This window comes from Flavobacterium riviphilum (genome assembly GCF_055231795.1).
The window spans coordinates 38,333-64,031 of record NZ_JBUYSY010000007.1 but is presented as its reverse complement, the minus strand read 5'-3'; the positions used below and the strand labels follow the sequence as shown (position 1 = coordinate 64,031).

Below are 25,699 nucleotides of genomic sequence, written 5' to 3'. Positions count from 1 at the left end.
CTATGGCTAGCCCAAAAAACGACATCGCAACAGATTCAATTTCCTTCAAAAACTTAAGGAGATTGTATCTCTTTGCCTTGTTAACCATCGCGCTAACCGTTTTGGTAAGTCAGTTTATTTTACAATACAACCTCAACCGACAATTAAGTGATTCTAAAATAATCAACACTTCGGGAAAACAAAGAATGTTGAGTCAAAAACTAACCAAAGAACTTTTGATTCTCCATTTCATAACCGATTCTTCCAAAATTGACATCGAAAAAAATAGAATTGATTCCATACTCGTCAAATGGAAATTCAATCACGAGGCTCTAGTCTATGGTAATGAAAAATTAGGTTTCCCAAAAGAAAAAAGTACGCTATTAAACGAGTTGTATCAATCCATTCAACCCAACTTCGAAGCCATGATTTTGGCAAGTCAACAGTATTTGCAAAGTAAAAATAGCGTAGCAAATACAGAAAAACATCAAAAACTTTTAGGTCTGGTTTTGGCCAATGAGCGTATCTTTTTAACCAAAATGAACCAAATTGTAGAACAATACGACCAAGAAGCTTTAGAAAAAGTAACCCTCCAGAGCAAAACAGAATACGGTATATTGCTTTTTACACTGCTGGTATTGGTTTTAGAATTTCTTTTCATTTTTAAACCGACCAATAAAAAAATTGAGATGATGGTGTCAAAACTGCTCACTTCAGAACGAAAAGCATTAAAATTGGCCTACAATACCGAAGTTTTGAGCGAAATAAAAGAAAACTCTGTCAAAGAACTCAAATCCTTGAACTACGCCATGGAAAATACTTTACTGTATTGTAGAGTTGCACCCAATGGCATCTTGATTCATATAGGTGAAAAGTTCTCAAAACTCCTACATTATAATCGTTCACAAACCAATCAACGTTTCTCTCAAGTACTCACGGCGATTGAAAAAGAGCAAAGCGCGATTGATAGTATTATTGCCGAAAAACACCGAAGTGGATGGCAAGGTGAAATTACATTTACCAACAAAGAAGGCCACACCATTTGGCTAGACCTTTCGATGGTTCCCGTAACTATAAAAAAAGGGGCTTCCGAACTGTTAATTGTTTGCTTTGATATTACAGAACGCAAAAAGGCGGAACAAGAAGTGGAGCGCCTTAACATTGAAAGCAGTGAGGCAAAAATCAATCAGCAAAAAATAATTTCGAGTAAAATTATCGAAAATCAAGAAAACGAACAAAATCGCATTGCCAAAGAAATCCATGATGGCATTGGACAAATGTTGACCGGATTAAAATTTAGTTTAGAAAGCATCAACCTAGAAGACAAAGAAAAGGCCGCACAAAAAATAGACTATTTGAAGCAATTGTCGTTAGACATCATTAAAGGCGTTCGAACTGCCACTTTTAACCTAATGCCTCCTGAATTGAACGACCACGGTATCGTTTCTTCCTTGACAAAACTTTGTTTAGAACTCTCTAAATTGACAGGAAAAAACATCTCGTTTTACAATAAAACCCAGTTTGACCAACGACTCGATTCCTTGATTGAAATCAACATTTACAGATTAACGCAAGAAGCCATAAACAACGCAATAAAATATGCCGAATCTACCCATATCATAGTACAATTATCTCACAGTCAAAATATTTTAAGCATCACTATAGACGACAACGGAAAAGGATTTGACATTCAAAAGGTAGAAAAAAAACGCAACAGCGAATCCGGCATGGGCTTGGTTTTTATGAAAGAGAGAGTACAATATATTAATGGTCGTGTATTCCTCCACTCGATTCCTAATGAGGGTACTCGAATAACTTTTAATATTCCTATTTAAGTTTTTTGTTTTCTTTTACCACAACGAAACACGAAGAAATCACTAAGCCACACAAAGAATGCAATTGCATATTCCTTAAATGTTTTACTACTTCTAGCTCCTTGGGTAAATCTTCGCGCTTTGCGGTTAAATTTTAAAGATAAAGAACCTTTCAGGCAGAACCCCACCACCCCGTAAAAGAATAATAAAAAAATACGTATCTTAGCACCACGTATTAGTTAATTGTACTTATAACCAAACAAAATACTTATGAATAATCCCATTCGAGTAGTATTAGCAGATGATCATGTTTTTGTTCGTGATGGCATCAAATCATTGCTAGAAAATGAAAGCAATATTATCGTTGTTGGTGAAGCTACCGATGGCCAAGAAGCCCTGACTGTAGTTTCTACCGAAAAACCTGATTTACTTATTGTGGACATAAGAATGCCGCACTATACAGGAATTGAAGTCGTAGAAAAGATTCGCCAAGAAAAAAATCCAGTAAAAATCGTTGTCCTTTCTATGCATGAATCGGAAGAATATGTTCTACAATCGATCAAAGCAGGAGCCGATGGTTATTTATTAAAAGGTGCCAGCAAAGAAGAATTTCTAAAAGCTTTACATACCGTAGCCAATGGTGGTAAATATTTTAGCGGTGACATTTCCTCCATCCTAATCAATCAACTTATAAATAGTCCAAATACCTTAGCTTCTGAACCAAAACCAAATTTGGAAGAAGAGAGTATAATTACCAAAAGAGAAAAAGAAATTTTAAGATTATTACTTTCTGGTAATGGAAACAAAGAAATAGCCGAAGCCCTATCCATAAGTAAGCGAACAGCAGAAGTACATCGCTTCAATTTGATGAAAAAGCTAAAAGTTAAAAACCTTATCGAATTAGCCAATAAAGCCAAAGACTTTTCACTGATTTAAATTAGAAAACAAACGTATCGATATAAGATTAGAAGTGGTAAATTTTACCACTTTTTTTTGCACTTATACATCACAACTGTTCCCTTTTTTTTAAAAGAATTGACCAGAAAAAAGATAAAACCGCTATTTCTTTTTTGACTTTATTCAGCATAATCTCGCTACAAACCACACAATCAGAACAACCTAAATAAAATACTTATCAAAATTAAGTATTAATACGTAATTATTTTATATAAACTGCGTTTTCGCAGGTTTTTATCTTCTGTTCATCATTATTTTTGCTGTAAAAACAAACAAAATACTTAAATAAAAGATTTTGTCTACGTAGTAAAATAATATTAAACAACCAACCCATCGAACATGAGCTCAATTACAACCAATCAACCGCTTACTCGTTTAAACATTTTTAGTTGTAAAGGTATCCAAATGCGCACCTTCCACATTACTTGGCTTACCTTCTTTTTTAGTTTTTTTGCCTGGTTTGGCATGGCTTCACTAATGCCCTTAGCAAAAGAACAGTTACATCTAACCAAAGATCAACTGGGCAATATTCAAATCGCCTCAGTTTCGGCAACCATTATAGCAAGACTTCTTATAGGCCGACTGGTGGATGCTTATGGACCACGATTAGTATACACTTGGCTATTGATTTTATGCGCCATACCCGTACTTCTAATTGGCACTTCTCAATCCTATGAAACCTTTTTAGTATTCCGATTGGCTATTGGCGTAATTGGAGCTTCCTTTGTGATTACTCAATTTCACACCTCGGTAATGTTTGCCCCTTCGATTAAAGGAACAGCCAACGCCACAGCAGGAGGATTTGGGAATGCTGGAGCAGGTTTGGCCAATATTACCATGCCATTAATAGCGGCTGGATTCGTAGGCCTTGGATTTTGTACACACGAAGATAGCTGGAGATACGCCATGATTGTGCCAGGGGTGTTACTTTTAATTTGTGCTTTTATCTATGTGAAGTATACCAAAGATTTACCTAACGGGAATTACAAGGAATTAGAAATGGCAAATAAAACCACAGAAAACACCTTTATGTTAGCAGTAAAAGATTACCGTACTTGGGTTTTAACGGTTGCCTATGCCGCTTGTTTTGGTGTTGAAATTACGATTGACAATTTCGCTCCTATTTATTTTACGGATACGTTTGGAGCTAGTCTAAAAACAGCTGGATTATGCGCCGGAATTTTTGGTATGATCAATATTTTTGCCAGACCCTTAGGCGGAATCGTAGCCGATAAAGTGGGCAAAATATACGGTTTCTCTGGAAAGAATTTACTGCTTGCATTACTTTTGATTGTGGAGGGAATTGGTATTATTTTCTTTGGTTTAACAGAACAGCTTGGTCTAGCGATCTTTTTAATGTTTCTTTTCGGGATGAGCCTAAAAATGGCGAATGGCGCTACATATAGCCTAGTGCCTTTTATTAACCCAAAGGCTGTTGGTAGTGTTGCTGGCATTGTTGGAGCTGGTGGAAATATCGGCGCTATGTTGATTGCCTTTTTGTTTAAAGCCAAAGCTGTCAAATTCACAAAAGAAGTAGTTGATACCAATGGGCTTTCAAAAACCAAAGAATTAATTGACTACACCAATGCCTTTTATACTCTTGGACTCATTATCTTGATTACCGGACTCCTTGTTTTGGTGGTAAAATATGCCATCAAAACCAAGAATTCGTAATAGCAGTTACATCCTAGAATAACACTTAAATAGCTAAGGAATAAAATTGTACCAGAGACTGGATATAGTTTTATTCCTTTTTTTGGCTTATGCTCCTTTCACATTTAAAAAAGATAGGATTTACTGTAATTGCTTTTCACTTAACACAAAACAATTATAAAAATGGCTTTAGCTGAAATCAAGTTGGTTTTGACTAAAGCCTAATTGCATTTGATTTTAAAGAATGGATTAAAGCCCATTCCTATTCAATCTCCTCATAAACAAAACCATTCGAATGAAATTAGCTTTTGTCAATCCCTATTCAAATGCTACAAAAAACATTTGAACGAGCTAAAGTCTATTCCATTCATGGCTACTTACATCAAAAAAAAATCCTTGCTGATGGTCTAAACAACGCAAGGATTTTTACCACCAAATAGAATTGAAACTAACTCTTATAGGTCATTCCCATATCTTCAATGGAAAAGGTATCGGTCAATAAGTGAAGCAAACGATCTCTCAACTCAATGTATTCTGGCATTTTAACGATTTCAATTTTATTTCTAGGTCTTGGCAAATGCACTTCTTCAATTTCTCTAATCGTAGCCGATGGGCCGTCTTTTAACACTACAATCCTGTCTGATAAAAACAAAGCTTCTTCAATATCGTGCGTAATCATAATGATGGTTTTATCACGATTGTTGAGATTCCATAATTTCAAAACTTCTAATTGCATCGAACTTTTGGTAAAGGCATCCAAAGCACCAAAAGGTTCATCCAAAAGTAGTACTCCCGGATTGATGGCGAAAGCTCTCGCGATAGCCACTCTTTGTTTCATTCCTCCCGATAATTGGCCTGGCAATTTGTCTCGATGTTCTAAAAGATTCACCATTTTTAGGTTGGCATCTACAATCTCGTGTTTTTCTTTTTTGGAACAATTCATTACTGAATCTACGGCTTGGAAAATATTTTCGTGAACCGTCAACCAAGGCAATAAGGAGTAGTTTTGAAACACTATCCCCCTATCAGGGCCTGGTCCTTTGATGGTGTTCCCGTCTAATTCTACTGAACCTCCGGTGGGAGTCAGCATTCCGGCGATGGCATTCATAATGGTTGATTTTCCGCAACCGGAGTGACCAATGATGGAGATGATTTCGCCTTTTTTTATGGATAAGTTAATATCACGTACAGCGGTATATTTCCCTTTGGGAGTTGGGAAGGATATTTCTAAGTTTTTGATTTCTAAATAGCTCATTGTAGTTCGTGGTTTAGGGTTTATGGTTCGTGGTTGAACATTTAATCGTAAGGTTCGCAAAGGGACAAAATCCGTCTTTGTACTGTTTTTTTTTGCGTGAGGGATGGTAGTGGAGCTCTTTTTTGAGCATTTTTCTTGCTCAAAAAAAGCGGGAGCGTACAGCCCGACCCGACCTTTTTCGGGAGGGGCACGCCCAAATCCTTCTATCCTTTGTAGGCTACTTTATGTTCGATGTAAGTAAAGATTCTGTCGAAAAATAATCCTACAAGTCCAATGATGATGATGGCCGAAATTACTTTTTCGAGGCTTAAGGCGTTCCAACTGTCCCAAACAAAGAATCCGATTCCTGCACCGCCAGAGAGCATTTCGCCTGCTACTATTACCAGCCAAGCCACACTGATACTGAGTCGCAATCCGGTTATGATGTGCGGTAAGCTATACGGAATTAGGATTTTTGTGAGGTAACGCATTTTGGAAAAACCAAAGGCCTTAGCCACGTTTTTATGATCTTGTGGAATGGACCCAACTCCAAACGAAGTATTGATAAGTGTTGACCACAATGAGGTAATGAAAACGATAAAAATAGTAGCCATTCCGGTGTCTTTAAAAACCACCAAACCTATTGGAAACCAGGCTAAAGGCGATACGGGTTTTAACAATTGCACAATAGGATAAAAGATTTGTTTGCAAATCGTGCTGGCTCCCATCAATATTCCAATGGGGATGGCAAATAATGACCCAATTAAAAACCCAGAAAGTACCGTTTTGATAGAGGTAAACAACTGCAATCCGATGCCTTTGTCATTAGGACCATAATCATAGAAAGGATCGCTCAACATTTCTTTGAGCACCGTAAGTGTCGCTACTGGACCAGGCAAAGCTTGCTCAGTAAAATAACTCATAAGACTCCAAAATCCGGCAAACAAAAACAATCCAACTAAGGCAAGTAGCACTGATTTTGATTTTTGAAGCAGGTTGGTAACTAACAATTTCAAGTTTGCTTTTCCTTGATTGCTGCTTGTAGCAATGGCTTGCTCTTGAATACTTTCTGCACTCAAAGCATCGATGGTAAGGGTGTTTTTATCTGACATGGTATGCTAATTAAATTTCTATTTTTTTATTGTTTGAAACATATAAGTCATATAAGCCGTTTATTGTAGCACTATTTTGATTTCTTATATGACTTATATGTTCATCATTACTTTTTAACCACTTTTAGGTAAGCCGCTGGATTGGAAGGATCAAATACGGTTTTATCCATTGTTAAGGCAAAAGGTTTCATATCGTCATTAGGCACTTTTACATTCATGCTTTTGGCCACTTCTTTGTATAAATCATCCAAAATCAATTTATCGGCAATAGCGGCATAATTAGGCGCTTCTTTTAAATAGCCAAAACGAACATACTGTGCCATAGCCCAAATTGCATGTGACTTTCTAGGATAGTTTACCATTCCGCCTTTATGAAACAACATATAGTCATTGTCATAGATTTCAACACCTTGGTTACATCCTAAGTTGTAGTCTCCCATTAATCTCGATTCGATAACATCGGCTGGAGCATTAACATAAGGCGCTTTGCCAATAATGGCAGCCGCTTTTTTTCTGTTGGATGGTACGTCAAGCCACTTACAAGCTTCCATAACCGCTTTCATCACTTTTACTAAATCGGTTCTGCGTTTGGCACTAAATTCTTTGTTAACCACCAAAGCTTTCTCAGGATGGTCTTTCCAAAGGTCTTGAGACGCCACTTGAGTAAAACCGACACCTTGTTTCACGGCTACTCCACCCCAAGGCTCGCCAACACAATACCCATCCATATTACCTACTTTCATATTGGCAACCATTTGTGGTGGTGGAATGGTTATGATTTTGACTGCTTTTTGATTCAATCCTGCCACAGACATCCAGTTGCGCAACCATAAATCGTGCGTTCCTCCAGGAAATGTCATAGCAAAAGTGACTTCTTTCTCTGCTTTCAATTTGGCCGCAACTACGGGGGTAACTTTATTCATTTGTTTGAAACCAACTTTACCACAAAAATCATTGGATAAAGTAATGGCTTGACCGTTCACGTTTAGCATCATGGCAATCATCATTTCTGAACCTGCTTTTCCTCCTACTCCAGTATAAACTGAGAAAGGCATGGAATACAAACAATGAGCGCCATCAAGTTCGCCGGTTAAAATCTTATCTCGAACATTGGCCCAAGAAGATTCTTTGGTCACTACTACCTCAACTCCATACTTTTTAAAAAGTCCCAATTCTTTTGCCATTACGATTGGAGAACAATCGGTTAAGGGAATAAATCCCAAACGAACGGGGTCATTTTGTGCCGCAATGGGTTGAAAAAATGCGACAGTTACAATCACAAAAACAGATTGTATGGCTTTGTTTATTAATGTTTTCATATGCTTTATTTTAAGGTTTATTGTTTATTGTTCGTGGTTTGTGGTTTGTGGTTTTATAGTTTGAAATAAACAGAATTATCAAATCACTAATACACAACACCTAACACCCACCATAGCATTACTTTTTAGCTAAGAAATTAGGAGTAATATTGAGCATGATATAGCCAAAGTGAGGCGTTAAATCAGCATTGGCAACATTTTTTACTGCGGCAGAAGCCATCGTATTAGTGGCTTGCATATAAGAATAACCGGCTTCTATATTAATCATTTTGGTTAAGCCATATTTCACAGTAATGTCTAACTCGGTTCCCAAATACTTATTGAGATTCCCTGCCAAGGTATTGGCTGATTCAAATCCATGCAAATCAAAAGTGAAACTCAAATTATCTTTAGCATTGTATTTCGCTTTAAGGAAATAGTTAAGTAATCCTTGTTTACCGAAACCGCTTGCTACATAAAAGTAATCCATATACCCCCAGAATTTATGTGGTGTGCCGTACAAAGGATCAAAACGATTGTTTTTGCTTGTTGCGGTAACTGCTTTGGTTCCATCATCTCCAGACAAATAATCGATACCAGGCCCTATATACCATTTGCGTCCAAATTGATAAGTAGCCGTTACTGAGGCAAGATTAGCATTTATCGAACGACCGTCTTTGTCTTTACCTCCTTGGTGGTACACACTTCCGGTGAAATTCAATTTTCGAGTTAAAAAAGTATTGAAGAAAAAGCCAGTTGTGTTGCGGCTCCACACGCCTTCTGTATTCACTTTTGTAACCACGGCTGGAGTACCTGTAGTCACGTTGGTATACTTATTAAAGTCGTCTTTGAAGAACAAAAAGGAAATATCTCCAAAAGAAAACTTTTTGTCTACATACAAATATTGAAAGGATTTGTACATGGTCCCAATTCCGTTAGTCCCAGCGCCATAGGCAGGATTGGTTCCGTTGTAAATCGTTCCTGAGTTTAGTTCTTTGTTTTGATTAAAAGCCACACCGGCATCGGCTGTCCACCCTTTGTTGGCGTATTTGAATATAATAGCATCGTGGCGGCGACCTTGTTGCAACCAGTCTAAACCTCCCAATACTTTTTGATCATCGTATGAAATTTGTTGGCGTCCAATTTTTACAGAGAAATTTTGAATAGTGCTTAAGGTGTCGATCAAACTTATTTCTCCCCAAGCTTCATGCAATAAAACGCCATTATTTGCCTCGGTTGTGGTTCTATTGATTGAGGAAGCATCTTGCCCCCACACTCTAACATCTTGCAGTGCCATAAAAATTTTAAAACGATATCCTGAGTATCCTAAATTCAATCTGGCTCGCTGGCTATTGAAAAGGGCTGCTTTTTCTCCTTCTTTTTGTAAGGTTCCAAAACCACCTCTAATTTCTGTTCTTTCTCTAATTTGCCCGGTTGCGGTTAATTGTGCCTTGGTTGATGTAATAGAAAAAAAAGCAACAACTCCTGCAAGCAAAGCTATCTTACATTTTTTTCTTGACTTTTTTACTACTTCTTTTCTTGATGAAGGGTTGGTAATGGTTATCATAGTTTTCTGTTTTGATTAGTACATTACAAATATAAATACGTATTTATACTTACGTATTGTATTTTAACAAGCAAAAAACTCTTTTTACTTCCTTTTTTTTCTTTAAAAAAGTGGTTTCATTTATGCGTTTTCGCAGCTAAAATTACCTTACACCAATAAAAACAAGACCTAATCAAAAATTAAACTACGTAGCTAATTACCACTAGTACCTTCAACATCAACAGCCAAAAAGTACAATCCATAAAAAAAGCCTCCTAAAGAGACTTTCATAACAATAATCATTTCAAACCAATACGAGAATAGTAATCTGAATTTAAATGTATTTATGATCCATAATCTCGGCTTTAAGTTTAGCAATATTGAGCAGTCCTATTCTCTTACCTGAAGTCTCAATCAATTGGTCTTTTTTTAGACTTGAGATCATTCGGGTTACCTGTTCCTCAGTAGTACCTGCAAAATCTGCAATTTCTTTTCGGGATAATTCCAAATCAATAGTGCCATCGGTTTGACCAAATTTTCTATGAATATATAATAAGGTATCAATCACTCGTTCGCGCACATTCATATGAGCAATCTTTCGAATATTATTCTCGCTTTTGTTCAATTCGTCTGCATAAAACAACATCAAATCAAAAGTAAATTCGGGCACTGTATGTAAAATTTCGAGCATCACTTCGTTGCTAAAATTACACAAAACCGTATCTACCAAGGCGTAAGCCCCTATCAAATAGCGCTTACTAGTTCCGAACCCTCGAAAGCCCAAGGTATCTCCATCTTTGGTTAAACGAACGATCTGCTCTCTTCCATTAATCCCCGTTTTTACCGTTTTTACTTTTCCTTTTTTAATAAAATAAAGCCCCTGCATGGGTGCTCCCTCAATAATAAACTGATGCGATTTTTTGCACATAAAACTGTTTTTCTTTTCTATAAAACGTTTCATTTGCTCTAAATGAAGATGCTTTTTGATAAAGCAGTTTTCATTGAAACAACGATCACAATGGGCTAAAGCTTCTTTCATATATTTATATTTTATTTGTAATGGTCATATAGGGTTTGCTTCACCTATTCGCTCCGCACGAGCCACGTATCATTCTTAGAGTTTGCTTTGTCAAACTTCAAGCGAATGGCGAGTTCATAATCGATACAATTTTGTGCTGATACACTTTTTTTGATAAAGAAATCAAGCACTGTTTACTATCAATTCCCTATATTATTTTGTAGTAAGCGAACTTAAATTATGGTATTCTAAAAAAAGAGTACTGCTTTTCTACTATCTCTTATTTCTCTTCAAACTTAAGAAAAAAATTAAATCATATACGTATTTTTACGTAAAAATACTTATTTTTACAACTGAATTATTGAAATCCAATTTTTGATAATCATTATAAAGAAAAGTGTAAATAAAGAAGTGTAATAATGCAAAATTCTGAAATCAAAACTACCTGTTCTTACTGCGGCGTGGGTTGTGGTATCCTCGTTACAAATGACCCTAAAAATGGTGTAATGGTAAAAGGAGACCCTGATCATCCTGTAAACAAAGGAATGCTTTGCTCTAAGGGAATGAATCTCCATTATGTAGCCAATGACCTTTCGGATCGCATTCTCTATCCCGAAATGCGTTGGAGCAAAAATCAACCTTTAGAGCGCGTCACTTGGGACCAAGCTTTAGAACGAGCAGCGGCAGTTTTTTCGACTATCATAAAAAAACACGGCCCTGATAGCGTGGGTTTTTACATTTCAGGGCAATGTTTGACAGAAGAATATTATTTGGTCAACAAACTCGTAAAAGGTTTTTTGAAAACCAATAATATAGATACCAACTCGAGATTGTGTATGAGCTCGGCCGTTGCAGGCTACAAAAAAACCTTTGGAGAAGATTCAGTTCCTATAGCTTATGAAGATATTGAACTTGCCGATACATTCTTAATCACAGGAGCCAATCCCGCATGGTGTCATCCTATTTTATTTAGACGCATTGAACAACACAAAGCCAATAACCCCAAAGTAAAAATTATTGTTATTGACCCCCGCAAAACAGATTCGGCACTTTCCGCAGATTTACATTTACAAATACTCCCGGGCACCGATATCTTTCTGTATCATGCCATTGGCAGATGCTTAATAGAAAAAGGTTTAATAGATAAAAATTTTATAAAAAACCACACCGAAAACTATGAAAATTATAAAGCATTAGTAGTAAAAAGTTCCCTTGAAAAAGCAGCAAAAATATGTGGAATTGCAATTAGCGATATCAAACTTGCAGCAGAATGGATTGGCAAAGCGAAAGGTTTTTTATCCTTATGGGCAATGGGACTCAATCAAAGTGTGATCGGTGTAGATAAAAACACAGCTTTACTTAACTTATCATTGCTAACGGGACAAATTGGAAAGCCTGGTTCAGGTCCCTTTTCTTTAACAGGTCAACCCAATGCAATGGGGGGAAGAGAAGTTGGCGGTATGGCCAATTTATTAGCCGCACACAAAGAACTAAACAACCCCATGCATCGCAATGAAGTAGCCGAATTTTGGGGGGTACCAACGATATCTGAAAGACCTGGATTAACCGCAACAGAAATGTTTGATGCGTTGGACTCAGGAAAAATGAAAGCTATTTGGATTATCTGTACAAACCCTTTAGTGAGTTTACCCAATGCATCAGTAGTGGAAAGAGCTTTGCAAAAAGCAAAATTTGTAGTGGTACAAGACATCTCCCATCGTTCGGATACCACAAAATTGGCCGATCTATTACTTCCTGCAGCAGGATGGTTAGAAAAAGAAGGGACTATGACCAATTCTGAACGCCGTATTGGGTATTTACCTAAAGTAATTAACGCCCCAGGCGAAGCACTATCCGATGTGGAAATTCTATGTCGTTTCGCAAAAAAAATGAATTTCACGGGCTTTGACTATACTTCAACCGAGGAAATTTATAAAGAACATTGTCTTTTGACCAAAAATACTACTATCGATATTTCTGCTTTAAATTACAATCGCCTAAAAAATGAAGGCACTTTTCAATGGCCAGTTCCTGATTTTGGACACCCAGGTACCCCTCGCCTTTTCACGGATAAAAAGTTTTATACCCCAACACAAAAAGCCATTTTCAACTTACCCCTTTCAGTAGCCAACACCTCTCCTTATCCGGATGAACAATATCCCTATATTTTAACTACAGGAAGAATTAGAGACCAATGGCATACGATGACCAAAACAGGAAAAGTGGCACGCTTACAAACGCATACACCCAGTTCAGTGCTCGATATGAACCCAATAGATGCCTACAAAGCAGGTATCAAATCTGGTGATATTGTGGAAGTAAACAGTAAAAACGGAAAGGTTAGAGTAAAAGTAAAACTTACAAATAGTGTTAGAGAGGCCGTGGTGTTTCTTCCGATGCATTGGGGCAAATTATTAGATAATGACCTGAACCGCACTAACAATTTAACAAATACGCTAGTTGATCCAATTTCCAAAGAACCTGACTTTAAATATACTACTGTAGCGGTAAAGAAATATGTAAAACCAAAAGAAAAAATTATAATAGTTGGCGCCGGTGCTGCAGCCTTTCGTTTCATTCAAAACTACAGAGACATAAATTCCTCAGACGAAATCACTGTGTTTTCCAATGAAGCGGATCCTTTTTACAACAGAGTATTACTCCCTGAATATGTTACTGACGAACTTTCATGGGAAAAATTACAAAAAATAAAATCAGAAGCCCTAAATAAACTAAATATTACATTAAAATCCGAAATTGCCGTTGCCTCAATACATCCATCCGAAAAAACCATTTGGGATAGCCAAGGTAACTCATACACATATGACACGTTAATTTTAGCAACTGGAAGTCGACCATTTATCCCAGAAAACGCACAACTTCATTTAGCAGGGCGTTTCACCATGCGAAAAAAAACAGATGCAGACCATTTGAAAAACTATTTAAATCAAACTGGATTACAGGCCGAACAACAGCACGTTGTGATTGTTGGCGGGGGATTATTAGGATTGGAATTGGCTGCAGCATTGAAGCATAAAAATGTAAAAGTTACAATCATCCAAAGAGCCTCTAGGCTGATGGAACGCCAATTAGATCGAATTTCAAGTAAATTATTAGCTGAAGAAGTACAATTAAGAGACATTCAAATTTATTTTGACAATGAAGTAAGTACTGTTTTCAATACGAATAACCCTAACGAACTTGAAATTGCCCTAAAAAGCGGAAGAATCTTGACTGCAAATGCAATTGTTTACACTATCGGAACCATACCAAACATTGAAATTGCTAAAGAAGCGGGAATTGCATGCGCTAGAGGTATTAAAGTTAACCAATACCTACAAACTTCCAACCCTAATATATTTGCTATTGGTGAAATTGCTGAATTCAACAACAAACTTTTTGGGATCACCTCAGCTGCAGAAGAACAAGCTGATTTATTAGCAAATTATTTGGCGGGAGATAGTAGTAGTACATACAAAGGTTCTGTGTTAATGAATATACTTAAACTCGAAAACCTTAATTTATGCAGTATCGGTGATATAGAGGTGCCCGAAAATGACGATAGCTATGAAGAAATTGTATTCTCAGATCTAGGCAAACGATATTACAAAAAATGTATCGTGAAAAATGATTTACTCATTGGAGCCATCCTTATGGGAGACAAAAATGAATTTGCAGAATTTAAAACGTTGATAGAAAGCAAAATTGAACTATCTGATAAAAGAAACTTGCTTTTAAGGGGAAATGCAAATTCAAAACCTATATTGGGGAAATTGGTTTGTTCCTGTAGCCAAGTTGGAAGTGGTAATATTGAAGAAACCGTAAAAAAAGGCATTACAAATTTTACAGAACTTTGTAAAACTACTGGTGCTGGTTTAGGCTGTGGCAGTTGTAAAACCGAAGTAAAAGAAATCTTAGCAAAACAAAAATAGTACTATGTCAAGACACTAATAGTGCACTATAAACAATTACTAAAAATATGGATTTAACACGTTTAATAGTCAAAGGAGGCGTTATTTCACCAGGAGAATTGAAAGAAATAGTCAACATGGGATTGGAACAAAACCTTGAGGCCATTTCCTTTGGATCGCGTCAAGATATTATTTTCCCTGAAGGTTTTTCGATACTTGATAAAGAAAAAACAGGTAAACATCAATTTATACTGCCTAACAAACAAAACGGAAATAACATAGTATCTTCATATGTTGCCACCGATATTTTTAGAAATACGCCTTGGTTAACCGGAAACAAATTCTTGTATGTATTAGAACAATTTAAAGATAATCCTAAATTAAAAATAAATATAACCGACCCAAAACAACAACTAGTTCCTTTATTTACTGGACATATCAACTTTGTCGCTTCAGAGCACGAAGATTATTGGTATTTGTATATTCGATTGCCCTATTGGGAAAAAATGGAATTATATCCTGTTTTGGTCTACAGCTGGAATATAGCCGACATCTACTATGTCATTGAAGCAATGTTGGAAGAAAATCCTGTAACCACCGAAGTGATTTTTCAATACATTACCGAAAATGTTGACACAAACAACAGAACAATAGACCAATCACTAAATATTCCTTTTTACCCCTTTCCGTATTATGAAGGAATGAACAAAATGGGTATAGATCAGTATTGGCTCGGATTATATTGGCGAAACAACCGTTACGATCTACAATTTTTAAAAGACATGTGTGATTTGTGTTTTGATTGTAAAATTGGAAAAATTTGTATTACACCATGGAAATCATTTATCGTCAAAGGGATACCAAAAGACAGAAAATTAGATTGGGAAAAATTTCTAGGTAAAAACGGTATTAATGTCAGACACTCGTTACTAGAACTAAATTGGCACTTGCCCGTTGCAAAAGAATGGGCTCTAAATTTAAAAACATTCTTAGTGCGCACTCTCGATCAATATGATATCAGCACCTACGGACTTACTTTTGGTATTGCCGATTACAACAGAGAAGGACATTATTTTACCTCAATAGTTATTGAACGAAATGGAATGCCTAAAGACTTAGAACCTATCAAAATTAGAGCTACTTATAATGTTCTTTATGCTAAAAATTTTGATCCAAATACCAAAGAGTATATTGTACATACACAAGATGTTGACAAACTTGAGTTACCCAATCTATTGATTGAATTGAGCAAACTGTACTTCGAAGCATTAGGAAATGCTGTCTTAGAATTGAACAACGATACGCTTAAAAACGAACCCAAAAAACAAGAACAGTACCAATGCCAAGAATGCCTAACCCTCTACAATGCAACTTACGGCGATCCTGCGCAAGGTATTGAATCTGGCGTACTTTTCGTAAATTTACCCGATACATATACCTGTAGTCTATGTGAAGCTCCTAAATCCGAATTCAAATTATGTACTACTTTATAACAAAAAGATAGCTTGATAAAAATGGGGGTTCCTCAGTAAAATATAATATAGTTGATAAAATTCTTTCCCCTCTTGGCCTTGCCACTAAACACTAATAATAGTAGGAATAAAAAATGTGTAACACTCTAATTTTCAAAAATGGAATCCAATTTTAAAACAGTAAGTTCCTCCTATGTGACTATATCGGAGTTAATGCTGCCTTCACATACTAACTTTAGCGGTAAAATTCATGGAGGATATATTCTCTCTTTACTAGATCAAATTGCCTTTGCTTGCGCCTCAAAATTTTCTGGCAACTACTGTGTAACCGCCTCAGTCGACACGGTAAATTTTTTGAAACCCATCGAAGTGGGAGAACTCGTTACCATGAAAGCGAGTGTAAATTACGTAGGCAATAGCTCAATGATTGTCGGAATAAGAGTTGAAGCCGAAAACATTCAAACAGGCGAAGTCAAACATTGCAATTCTTCATATTTCACGATGGTTTCCAAAGACAAAGAGGGAAAAAACGCACCGGTCCCTGGATTAATCCTTACCACCTTAAAAGAGGTAAGTCGTTTTGAAAATGGCGTCCGACAAATTGCTCTAAAGAAAGAAAGAGAATACCAAAAAAGTATTGCCACCTTCGGAACCATAGAATCAATCTTAAAATCGAATCATTACAAAGTTAAGGTGGCGCTGGAGTAAGTTGTAGTAGAAAGCCTTTAGTGATTGGTCCTTAACAGTTAGTGGTTTGTGGTTTGTGGTTTGTACGTTAAAAAAACAAAAAGCGTTTGAAAATACAAACTTAAAATACTGTATAAAATTCAAAGCCTTATTACTAAGAACGAATTACTTAAACTACAAACTATAAACTATAAACTACAAACTATAAACTACAAACTATAAACTATAAACTACAAACTATAAACTACAAACTATGAACTACAAACTATGAACTAATCTCTTTTACCCCAATATTTTCCAAATAATGTTGGTCAAGACTAGCGTGTCTAACGGTTTCACCAATAATGATGATCGCGGGAGAAGAAAGTTGATGTTGTGCTACTAACTGACTTATCGTCGAGAGGGTACCAATTACTTTTTTTTGATTTGTTTGGGTTCCGTTTTGAATAATAGCAACAGGCAAATCATCGTCTCTGTGAGTTTGATAAATAGCAAGGATTTGCGCGAGTTTATGCATCCCCATCAAAATAACCACTGTGGCTGCGGATTGTGCGGCTATATAGAGGTCTTTGGACAATTCGTGATTAGAGGTAGTTCCTGTAATAACCCAAAAACTTTCTGCGATTCGACGTTGTGTCAAACTAATCCCATTGACCGCCGGCACCCCCAAAGCTGAGGAAATTCCTGGAACTATAGCAGTTGTAATACCGTGACGTGCTGCATAAGTAATCTCTTCTATGCCTCGTCCAAAAACAAAGGGATCGCCTCCTTTTAAACGGACTACATGACCGTGTTTACGAGCCATAACAACGATTAGTTCATTAATTTGATCTTGAGTATAGGCGTGGCACCCCAATCGCTTACCTACAAAAATGACTTCGGTGGCTGAAGTATACTGCAATAAATTCTCATTGACTAAGGCATCATACAATACAACATTTGCCTTTTCCAAAGCTTTCATTGCTTTTAAAGTAATTAACTCTTCATCTCCAGGGCCAGCACCAACCAAGGTCAAATGGGGTTGTATCGTTTCGTTCATCGTTTAAGAATTAAATAATAAGTACAAATACTTATTTCAAATATAAGTAATTATACTAAACATGAAAACAATTTGACCTTTTTTTTATAAGCAAGGCACCCAAAGCAACAGGTAATTGTAAAACTTTACTATGCTAAACAATGCATCAATCGGTGAAAAGTACTTAAATTCTGGTCATTTAAAGACCAAATAATACGTGAATAGCATAGCAATAATGGGTTTTATTGTTGTTGTTTATTCCCTGAAGGCAAATAATACAACCATCCAAAACCAATTAAAAAGAGAATCAGTGAGGCAATAAATGACGGAATCAAAATCTCTCGATTATTTTCTAAAGCATTGTTCAAAGAAGCATACAACAACCAAATTTGTATCGTAACATTCAATATCAATATCAATATAAATATCAAGGTAGAGAGAATATTATTCAGTTTGTTGGGATTCGCTTGATTCTGACGGGTTCTAAAAGTGCTCATTTATCCGTTTGTTTTAAGTTTATGGTTTGTGGCCTATTGGTATCACTGATACTTATTTCTCAGTTTAAACCGAATGGTTGTTCCCAACAAAATCATGAAAGGTCAAACCCACAACCCACAACCCACAACCCACAACCCATAACCCACAACCCATAACCCATAACCCACAACAACCATTAACCATTAACCATTAACCATTAACCATTAACCATTAACCATTAACCATTAACCATTAACCATTAACCATTAACCATTAACCATTAACCATTAACTATTAACTATTAACTATTAACCATTAACTATTAACTATTAACTATTAACTATTAACTATTAACTATTAACTATTAACTATTAACTATTAACTATTAACTATTAACTATTAACTATTAACTATTAACTATTAACTATTAACTATTAACTATTAACAACCCAGCACAACCTTAAACTTTAAAACCACAACAACCTTAAACCTTAAACTTTAAACCCATAACCCACAACAACCATTCACCATTCACCATTCACCATTCACCATTCACCATTCACCATTCACTATTCACCATTCACTATTCACTATTCACTATTCACTATTCACCATTAACAACTCACAACAACCTTAAATTCTTTCAATCCCCAACAAGATTAATCAATACACAGTCAAGAAACAAATTCCAAAAACCATGTAACAAAAAGTCAATTTCACAGACAGATAACATCATAACGATGAGACCTCTGGTAAAACCCAACAAAATGATTTCAAATAAAAACTTAGCACGAATAGCTGGCTTTTGCTACTTGATTGTGATAGCTACTGGTTTATTTTCCGAGGTTTTCGTCCGACAAGCGATTAGAGTGTCAAATAATGCTTTAGTAACAGCACACAACATTCAAGCGAATGAAATGCTTTTTCGTTGGGGAATTGTAGCTGATCTGATCAATTTTGTGGTGGGTATCCCTACTATTTTGATTATCTACCACTTTTTCAAAAAATTTAATAAAATACTACTTCAAATTGCATTAGCGTTAGTCATTATTCAAACAGCAATTATTGCAGTCAATCTTGTAAATCAAATAACACCTTTGTTGCTATTAAGTAAGGAAACTTACTTAAATTCATTACAACCAAATCAATTGGCAACACTTTCGCTTTTATACTTAAACATTCAAGCGCAAGGGTATAGCGTTGGCTTGGTATTCTTTGGATGGTATTGTATCATCATTGGATATGCGATTTATAAAACTAATGCTATACCTAAATTGATTGGGGTAGTTTATGCTATTGCGGGACTGTGTTACGTGATCAACAGTGTGACCATGCTGCTCTCAAGGGGATTTGAGAATCCGTGGTTCATTTACCTTGCAATTCCAATTTTCATCGGGGAACTAAGCCTTTGCATTTGGCTACTTATAAAGGGTATCGACACAACTAAATTAGAAATCAAATACCGAAATTAAAGGGTAATACACCCCACGACTAGCATAAATTTCTATTCCAAATGACCATACATTATTTTACATAAAAAGTACAATCAGGTCGCGACCTGTCCCTTTTTCTTAAACTTTCTCCTCAACTGACGACCGACAACCGACAACCCAATCCCCATAAAATCTCCTAAGTACGGACAGGTCGCGACCTGTCCATTTTCTTAAACTTTCTCCTCTACTGACAAACCGATAACTGATAACTGATAACTGACAACCGCCCCCCCCCCTTAACGCTATCCTACCGTATTGAACAAGATTAACTATATTTGCCTAATTATCAAATACTAACAAAAAATAGTCTCTTTTTAAAACTAAATCGTTGCAAACAGAGCGAACAATTTGCTATTGTAAAAACATAAAAATAAATTGATAAAACATGGAAAAGGAATGCTGCAACATAAATGAAGTGATTAATGAGTTTTATTATTATATAAAAAACTTTATAGCAAAAAGAGTACAAGACGAAACAATTGCCGAAGATATCGCCCAAGAGGTAATGTTGAAATTGGTAGAATCACATAACAACAATAAATCCATCAAAAATGTGAAAGCGTGGTTGTTTCAGGTCGCACGAAATACTATAGTTGACTTTTTTAATCAAAAAAAAATAGGAACTTCCGAGATCGAAAACACCCTTAATTTTAGCAATGAAGAAGCAACCGAATTCGAAATATCGATCTATGATTATATGATCCCTATGATCCATTTTCTACCCAAAAAATATGCAGAACCCTTACTGTTAAACGATATCGAAAATAAACCACAAATTGAAATTGCTTCCAAACTTGGCCTATCGCTTTCTGCCGTTAAAATGAGAGTGCTAAGAGCTAGAACCAAATTACGCGAAACATTTATAAATTGCTGTGATATTGAATATGATGCTAAAGGAAATTTTGTTTCCTGTACCGTCAAGAAAGAATGCAGCACACTTCACTACCACCTATACACCGACCGGATGACAACAAAAAAATAATTTTTTTAAAAAAAATGTGACTTTTGAAATGTTTTCAAGTCTACATAGTAACGTTTAATCTTAAAGAACTATACTATGAGCATTGAAATCAAAATTTTACATTCATCTTGTTGCGGGGCTAAATCACCAATCAAAGAAAATTTAACGCAAATAGCCCAAAAAAACAATCTCGAGTTTACTATTACGGAGCTGACAGAGTTACAAGACACTATGGCCTACGGAACAATGACTTTTCCTTCGTTAGTCATTCATGGAAAAGTATATGATTATAAGAAAATCAAATCCGAAGAACAATTATTAGCCATCTTATAACGAACTCACAAATGGAAACCTTAAAAGATTTACTACTAATAGTGGCCGATTTTCTGGTTAAGGATGTTTTTGGACTAAGCAGCACAGATAAATTCGGTGCTGCTTTACACTATTTCATTATTACGTTTTCTGAAATCGCACTATTGGTGTTTATAGTAACTTATGTGATGGGAATTGTCACAAACTATCTCCCATTAGATAAAATGCGACTGTATTTAGAAAAAAATAAAAAAACAGGACTAGGAAATCTGGCTGCCTCTGCTTTAGGAGCCATAACTCCGTTTTGTTCGTGCTCATCCATACCTTTGTTTGTTGGAATGCTAAAGGCAAGAATTCCTTTTGGCATCACGCTTTCTTTTTTAATTACCTCTCCCTTAGTGAATGAAATTGCCATTGCATTATTTTGGGCAAATTATGGTTGGAAAGTGGCATTACTGTATATTACAACAGGAATTGTTTTAGGAATAGTAGGTGGCATTTTACTAGAAAAGCTAGGCATGGAAAAAAATATTGCCGATTGGTTAAAAAAAACAGACCACTTCCAAAATTCCGATACCATTGACAATAGATCCTTTTGGCAGCGACTCCCCGAAATTAATACTGAGGCCCTACAAACATTAAAAAAACTAATCGTTTATATTTTTATAGGCATTGCCGTCGGGTCTTTTATACACGGATATGTACCCCAAGCATTCTTTGAAACCTATTTATCAAAATCCAACGTTTTTGCGGTGCCGATAGCAGTGGTTACTGGTATACCACTTTATATTGATGCAGTTGGGGTTTTACCAATAGTAGACGCTTTAGTATCAAAGGGAGTACCACTAGGGACGGGTATTGCATTTATGATGGGGGCAATTGGACTCTCATTGCCAGAAGCATTGCTCTTAAAAAAAGTAATGAAAACCCAATTAATTATCACTTTTTATACTGTTATTGGTTTTGGAATGATATTGTCGGGATATTTTTTCAATGCTGTTTTGTAAAATTATATTCCACAAACAGACAACGCATCTCCTTAAGTACGGTCAGGTCGCGACCTTTTCATTTTCTAAATCTTTTAATCTTTAAATCTTTAAATCCTCCCCAACACTGCCGCTCGTTTGCAACGAGTGCCTACTTACCTTATAAAGAAAATCGTAGCGTTTACAACGCGGTAAACTAAAAACAAAATTATATGCGAGTGTTCATAAAACTGTGTCATTACATTTTATTCCATCACTAAAACCCATTTAAATCACTTGGGTTGTAGCTCACTAACTATGTAAGCATAAAAAATAATGGGGTTTTTAAAAACCTATTTTATTTTTCATTTCATTGTAAATAATACACAGTCTTATGAAAAAAGAAGCTTTATGCATTCGTAATGCAATAGTACAATGGATAAAGTAGCAACTCCACTTTTACGGTAGCGAAACAGCAAAAAAGCCTTCAAATCATAAAATTTACAGGCTTTATATTTTTTAATGGGTTCAAATACTGTTTGTGCTCATACTCATAGCACGAGTCGCATCTTCCTCTTTACACAAACTACAAGATCACGTACCAAAGTAGCACTGTTAAACGTAAGTGACTTAAAAAGGCAACATTAGTTTGGATCTTTTATCATCTCAGGCTTATCGTAATACAACCCATCAAAACCTTCATCATATTTAGAAACGCGACGAAATACTTTTTTTTGAGTAGTCTGCGATTTCACAAGGTTGGCCAACGAATATCCTCCCAATAATCGCTGAAGTGTTTTTACATTGAAATTCATAGCGTTATTATTTTATTATTGCAAACCAAAGTTACAACTTAAAGTGAGCGATTTATTTTGTTTAACTTTTAATTATAAAAAGTTAAACACTATAAAACTTAAAACTAAAACACTAAATCCACATAAACAGTAATGAAAGGTAAATAAACCTATATTATAAAAGAATTAAAGAATAAATTAACGCACTTTTTTCACAATCAAACACTAGGGAATATCTATGGTTCGAATAGGCCGATACCGGCCTCGATCGTTGCAACAAACTCTAATGCATCATCCAATGCCGTCTTAGATTCCAAGAGTACTTTACATCCAAAAGAAGGCTATAAAAGCTAACATTTACTAATTTTCATCTTTTTTATCCGTGCAATCTTATGTTTCAAATAGGATAAAGTATAGGAATTGAAAAAAACATCACAAACAAACAATATATTACTTCAATTGTTTAATTTAGAGCGAATTAACACACCTAAAATGAAATTAGAAGAAATTCTGAACTCAATTTATCCTTTGCCTGAAACTTCTATAGCTTCTTTCAAAGCAGCTACCAATAGGGTAACTTATCCCAAAGGCTACACTATAATAAAAGTAGATAAGATCGAAAAGCAACTTTACTTTATCAAAAAAGGAATCGTTCGAGCCTACTCCAATTTTAACGGTCAAGAAGTGACTTTTTGGTTTGGTAAAGAGGGCGATACCGTCCTATCTCTAAATAATTATGTCCTCAAACAAAAAGGGTATGAAAACATTGAATTAATCGAAGACAGTACTTTCTATAAAATAGACAATACCATCATAGATAAGTTATGCCTAAACGACATTCATATTGCCAATTGGGCTAGAAAATTAGCTGAAAAAGAATTGATTAAAACCGAAGATCGGTTGATTGCCATTCAATTCAAAAAAGCGTTGGAAAGATACAACGATTTAATCCGTCAACATCCGGAACTCTTCCTTCGCGTACCATTAGGATATATTGCTTCTTATCTAGGAATTACTCCAGTGAGTTTGAGTAGGATAAGAGCACAATCAAAATAAGGAAACTATTTATCATTTGTTAATTTTTATACGAATAGTGAAAACTAATTTTGCCCCAAAAAAAAACATGAACTGGATAGTACTTATCATAGCTGGATTATTCGAAATAGTGTTTGCTTCTTGCCTAGGAAAAGCGAAAGAAACCTATGGATTCGAAAAGTATTATTGGTATGCAGGATTTATAGCTGCTTTACTGATAAGCATGGTTTTATTATTAAAAGCCTCACGAACGCTACCCATTGGAACAGCGTATAGTGTTTGGACGGGCATTGGTGCTGTAGGCACGGTAAGTATTGGCATTTTGATATTCAAAGAACCTGCAAGCTTTTGGAGGGTATTTTTCTTAAGCACTTTAATCGCCTCTATAGTAGGGTTAAAAATGGTATCACATTAAAAAAGGAAATCATGAAAAAAATTATCATCATCGGAGGTGGGTTTGCTGGACTTAATTTAGCAAAAGACATCAAAAACAAAAACTACGAAATCACCTTAGTAGACAAAAACAACTATGTCTTCTTCCCGCCTTTATTATATCAAGTAGCTACAGGATTTTTAGAACCTTCCAATATTAGTTACCCCTATCGAAAACTTTTACGCAATAAACCGAACATCAAATATGTCAATGGAACACTAGTAAAAGTAGATACTATTCAAAAAAAAGTAGTACTCAATACAGTTGATTTACACTATGACTATCTCGTAATGGCCACTGGAACAATTACCAATTATTTTGGGATGGAAAATGTAAAAAAGAACGCAATTCCTATGAAAACACTTAACGATGCCATAGAAATGCGTAATTTTTTGCTCAATCAAATAGAAGAAGCTACTACAGTACTAGAAAATAAAAAGAAAGTAAAACAGAAATTGAATATTGTGATTGCTGGTGGAGGCCCTACAGGAGTAGAAATCTCAGGAATGCTGGCAGAATTACGAAAAAGTGTTTTCAAAAAAGACTATCCCGAGTTCAACAATCAACGCTTCTTGGCACACATTTATCTGATCGATGGCAGCCCACAATTGTTGTCCCCAATGAGCCAAAAAGCGCAAGAAACCACAATAGAAGAATTAAAAAAATTAGGCGTAAAAGTGTATTTAAACACTCATGTTACCGATTTTTCAAACAAAAAAGTCACCTTAAGTAATGGCAAAACAATTGATACGGAAAATTTAATTTGGGCAGCTGGCGTAACCACCCAACAGTTTGAGGGAATTCCAGATCTATGTTATGGTAGAGGAAAAAGACTTCAAACCAACGCATACAATGCAGTAGAAAATACACAAAACTTATACGCCATAGGTGATAATTGCATTCAACTGACAGATGAAAATTTCCCCAACGGTCATCCACAAGTAGCACAAGTGGCCTTGCAACAAGCCAAAAACTTAGCCAAAAACTTCGACAATCTTGCCAATGGAAAACCGTTAAAAGAGTTTAACTATATCGACAAAGGTTCCATGGCAATTATCGGTCGCAATAAAGCCGTTGCTGATGTACCTAAAAACCATTTCTTTAAAGGATTTTTCGCTTGGTTCATTTGGGTATTTGTACATTTAATAGCCCTGATGCATTATCGTAACAAGATAGCCACATGCTACAATTGGTCGATCGCCTACTTTACCAAAGATCATGATTTGAGGATGATTATTAGACCTAGTGAGAATAAAACCGTTTCTTAAAGCACTATTTACTTGAGCTAGAATTCAATTATCAACTACGCCCCTATCAATCACTTGCAACAATTTCATTCCTTCCTTGGGCGCTCGCGTACCTCGGGAACCTTACTCCCTATTTAAATACACCATGGGGGTGGTAAACGGGGTTCATTAAATGTGCATTGCCGCCTTACCTTCTTCGGTTTAATAAATCTAGGGATGTTCAATCTCCCTGCCTCCTCCGATCGCTGAACACGCTCACTCCCTTTAGCGCTAGCATAATACA

Annotated in this window: 21 protein-coding genes; 13 read left to right on the top strand and 8 right to left on the bottom strand. The window is 35.8% G+C overall.

The window, feature by feature from the left end:
• Positions 1-2 precede the first annotated feature (2 nt).
• The 3 genes from ACZIX2_RS08635 (at position 3) to ACZIX2_RS08625 (ending at position 4,424) form a co-directional block, all read left to right on the top strand.
• Positions 3-1,814, top strand: coding sequence for an ATP-binding protein (locus tag ACZIX2_RS08635; RefSeq protein WP_463339696.1), 1,812 nt, complete (start codon positions 3-5; stop codon positions 1,812-1,814).
• Between the two features lie 249 nt (positions 1,815-2,063).
• Positions 2,064-2,729, top strand: a complete 666-nt coding sequence (locus ACZIX2_RS08630) for a response regulator transcription factor (protein ID WP_463339695.1) — start codon at positions 2,064-2,066, stop codon at positions 2,727-2,729.
• A 360-nt stretch (positions 2,730-3,089) separates the two neighbouring features.
• The gene (locus ACZIX2_RS08625; protein WP_463339694.1) at positions 3,090-4,424 is read left to right on the top strand and encodes an MFS transporter; all 1,335 of its coding nucleotides are present in this window, start codon (positions 3,090-3,092) and stop codon (positions 4,422-4,424) included.
• A 427-nt stretch (positions 4,425-4,851) separates the two neighbouring features.
• Here the strand turns inward: ACZIX2_RS08625 and ACZIX2_RS08620 are convergent, their stop codons facing one another.
• The 5 genes from ACZIX2_RS08620 to ACZIX2_RS08600 form a co-directional block, all read right to left on the bottom strand.
• The gene (locus ACZIX2_RS08620) at positions 4,852-5,658 is read right to left on the bottom strand and encodes an ABC transporter ATP-binding protein (RefSeq protein ID WP_463339693.1); all 807 of its coding nucleotides are present in this window, start codon (positions 5,656-5,658) and stop codon (positions 4,852-4,854) included.
• A 203-nt stretch (positions 5,659-5,861) separates the two neighbouring features.
• On the bottom strand, positions 5,862-6,749 hold the full coding sequence (gene ntrB, locus ACZIX2_RS08615) for a nitrate ABC transporter permease (protein ID WP_463339692.1): 888 nt from the start codon (positions 6,747-6,749) through the stop codon (positions 5,862-5,864).
• 107 nt (positions 6,750-6,856) lie between these two features.
• Positions 6,857-8,068: a CmpA/NrtA family ABC transporter substrate-binding protein gene (locus tag ACZIX2_RS08610; protein WP_463339691.1), complete on the bottom strand. Its 1,212-nt coding sequence runs from the start codon at positions 8,066-8,068 to the stop codon at positions 6,857-6,859.
• Positions 8,069-8,186: 118 nt separating this feature from the next.
• The gene (locus ACZIX2_RS08605) at positions 8,187-9,614 is read right to left on the bottom strand and encodes an alginate export family protein (protein ID WP_463339690.1); all 1,428 of its coding nucleotides are present in this window, start codon (positions 9,612-9,614) and stop codon (positions 8,187-8,189) included.
• 313 nt (positions 9,615-9,927) lie between these two features.
• Positions 9,928-10,632 carry a Crp/Fnr family transcriptional regulator gene (locus tag ACZIX2_RS08600; RefSeq protein WP_463339689.1) on the bottom strand — a complete coding sequence of 235 codons (705 nt, stop codon included), beginning with the start codon at positions 10,630-10,632 and terminating at the stop codon, positions 9,928-9,930.
• A gap of 398 nt (positions 10,633-11,030) precedes the next feature.
• Here ACZIX2_RS08600 and ACZIX2_RS08595 point away from each other — a divergent pair, with 398 nt between their 5' ends.
• From ACZIX2_RS08595 to ACZIX2_RS08585, 3 genes are all read left to right on the top strand, one after another.
• A complete protein-coding gene (locus tag ACZIX2_RS08595; protein WP_463339688.1) occupies positions 11,031-14,543 on the top strand; it encodes a molybdopterin-dependent oxidoreductase in 3,513 nt (1,170 codons plus the stop codon).
• Between the two features lie 47 nt (positions 14,544-14,590).
• Positions 14,591-16,015: a rubredoxin gene (locus tag ACZIX2_RS08590; RefSeq protein WP_463339687.1), complete on the top strand. Its 1,425-nt coding sequence runs from the start codon at positions 14,591-14,593 to the stop codon at positions 16,013-16,015.
• A 138-nt stretch (positions 16,016-16,153) separates the two neighbouring features.
• Positions 16,154-16,702, top strand: coding sequence for an acyl-CoA thioesterase (locus ACZIX2_RS08585; protein WP_463339686.1), 549 nt, complete (start codon positions 16,154-16,156; stop codon positions 16,700-16,702).
• A 244-nt stretch (positions 16,703-16,946) separates the two neighbouring features.
• On the opposite strand, the gene cobA is transcribed toward ACZIX2_RS08585, so the two are convergent.
• Positions 16,947-17,720 carry a uroporphyrinogen-III C-methyltransferase gene (gene cobA, locus ACZIX2_RS08580; protein WP_463339685.1) on the bottom strand — a complete coding sequence of 258 codons (774 nt, stop codon included), beginning with the start codon at positions 17,718-17,720 and terminating at the stop codon, positions 16,947-16,949.
• Positions 17,721-17,941: 221 nt separating this feature from the next.
• A complete protein-coding gene (locus tag ACZIX2_RS08575) occupies positions 17,942-18,196 on the bottom strand; it encodes a DUF6755 family protein (RefSeq protein WP_463339684.1) in 255 nt (84 codons plus the stop codon).
• A gap of 747 nt (positions 18,197-18,943) precedes the next feature.
• Here ACZIX2_RS08575 and ACZIX2_RS08570 point away from each other — a divergent pair.
• From ACZIX2_RS08570 to ACZIX2_RS08555, 4 genes are all read left to right on the top strand, one after another.
• Positions 18,944-19,648 (top strand): DUF4386 domain-containing protein, encoded by a 705-nt coding sequence (locus tag ACZIX2_RS08570; protein WP_463339683.1) that lies wholly within the window; start codon positions 18,944-18,946, stop codon positions 19,646-19,648.
• 406 nt (positions 19,649-20,054) lie between these two features.
• Positions 20,055-20,651, top strand: a complete 597-nt coding sequence (locus ACZIX2_RS08565; protein WP_463339682.1) for a sigma-70 family RNA polymerase sigma factor — start codon at positions 20,055-20,057, stop codon at positions 20,649-20,651.
• A gap of 75 nt (positions 20,652-20,726) precedes the next feature.
• A complete protein-coding gene (locus ACZIX2_RS08560) occupies positions 20,727-20,963 on the top strand; it encodes a thioredoxin family protein (protein ID WP_463339681.1) in 237 nt (78 codons plus the stop codon).
• 11 nt (positions 20,964-20,974) lie between these two features.
• Positions 20,975-21,949: a permease gene (locus tag ACZIX2_RS08555; RefSeq protein ID WP_463339680.1), complete on the top strand. Its 975-nt coding sequence runs from the start codon at positions 20,975-20,977 to the stop codon at positions 21,947-21,949.
• A 602-nt stretch (positions 21,950-22,551) separates the two neighbouring features.
• Here ACZIX2_RS08555 and ACZIX2_RS08550 read toward each other — a convergent pair.
• Positions 22,552-22,722, bottom strand: coding sequence for a hypothetical protein (locus ACZIX2_RS08550; protein WP_463339679.1), 171 nt, complete (start codon positions 22,720-22,722; stop codon positions 22,552-22,554).
• Positions 22,723-23,193: 471 nt separating this feature from the next.
• Between ACZIX2_RS08550 and ACZIX2_RS08545 the strand changes: the two genes are divergently transcribed.
• The 3 genes from ACZIX2_RS08545 (at position 23,194) to ACZIX2_RS08535 (ending at position 25,437) form a co-directional block, all read left to right on the top strand.
• Entirely contained in the window at positions 23,194-23,757 is a 564-nt protein-coding gene (locus ACZIX2_RS08545; protein ID WP_463339678.1) for a Crp/Fnr family transcriptional regulator, read from the top strand.
• 67 nt (positions 23,758-23,824) lie between these two features.
• On the top strand, positions 23,825-24,151 hold the full coding sequence (locus ACZIX2_RS08540) for a DMT family transporter (protein WP_463339677.1): 327 nt from the start codon (positions 23,825-23,827) through the stop codon (positions 24,149-24,151).
• Between the two features lie 11 nt (positions 24,152-24,162).
• The gene (locus ACZIX2_RS08535; RefSeq protein WP_463339676.1) at positions 24,163-25,437 is read left to right on the top strand and encodes an NAD(P)/FAD-dependent oxidoreductase; all 1,275 of its coding nucleotides are present in this window, start codon (positions 24,163-24,165) and stop codon (positions 25,435-25,437) included.
• Positions 25,438-25,699: the final 262 nt, after the last annotated feature.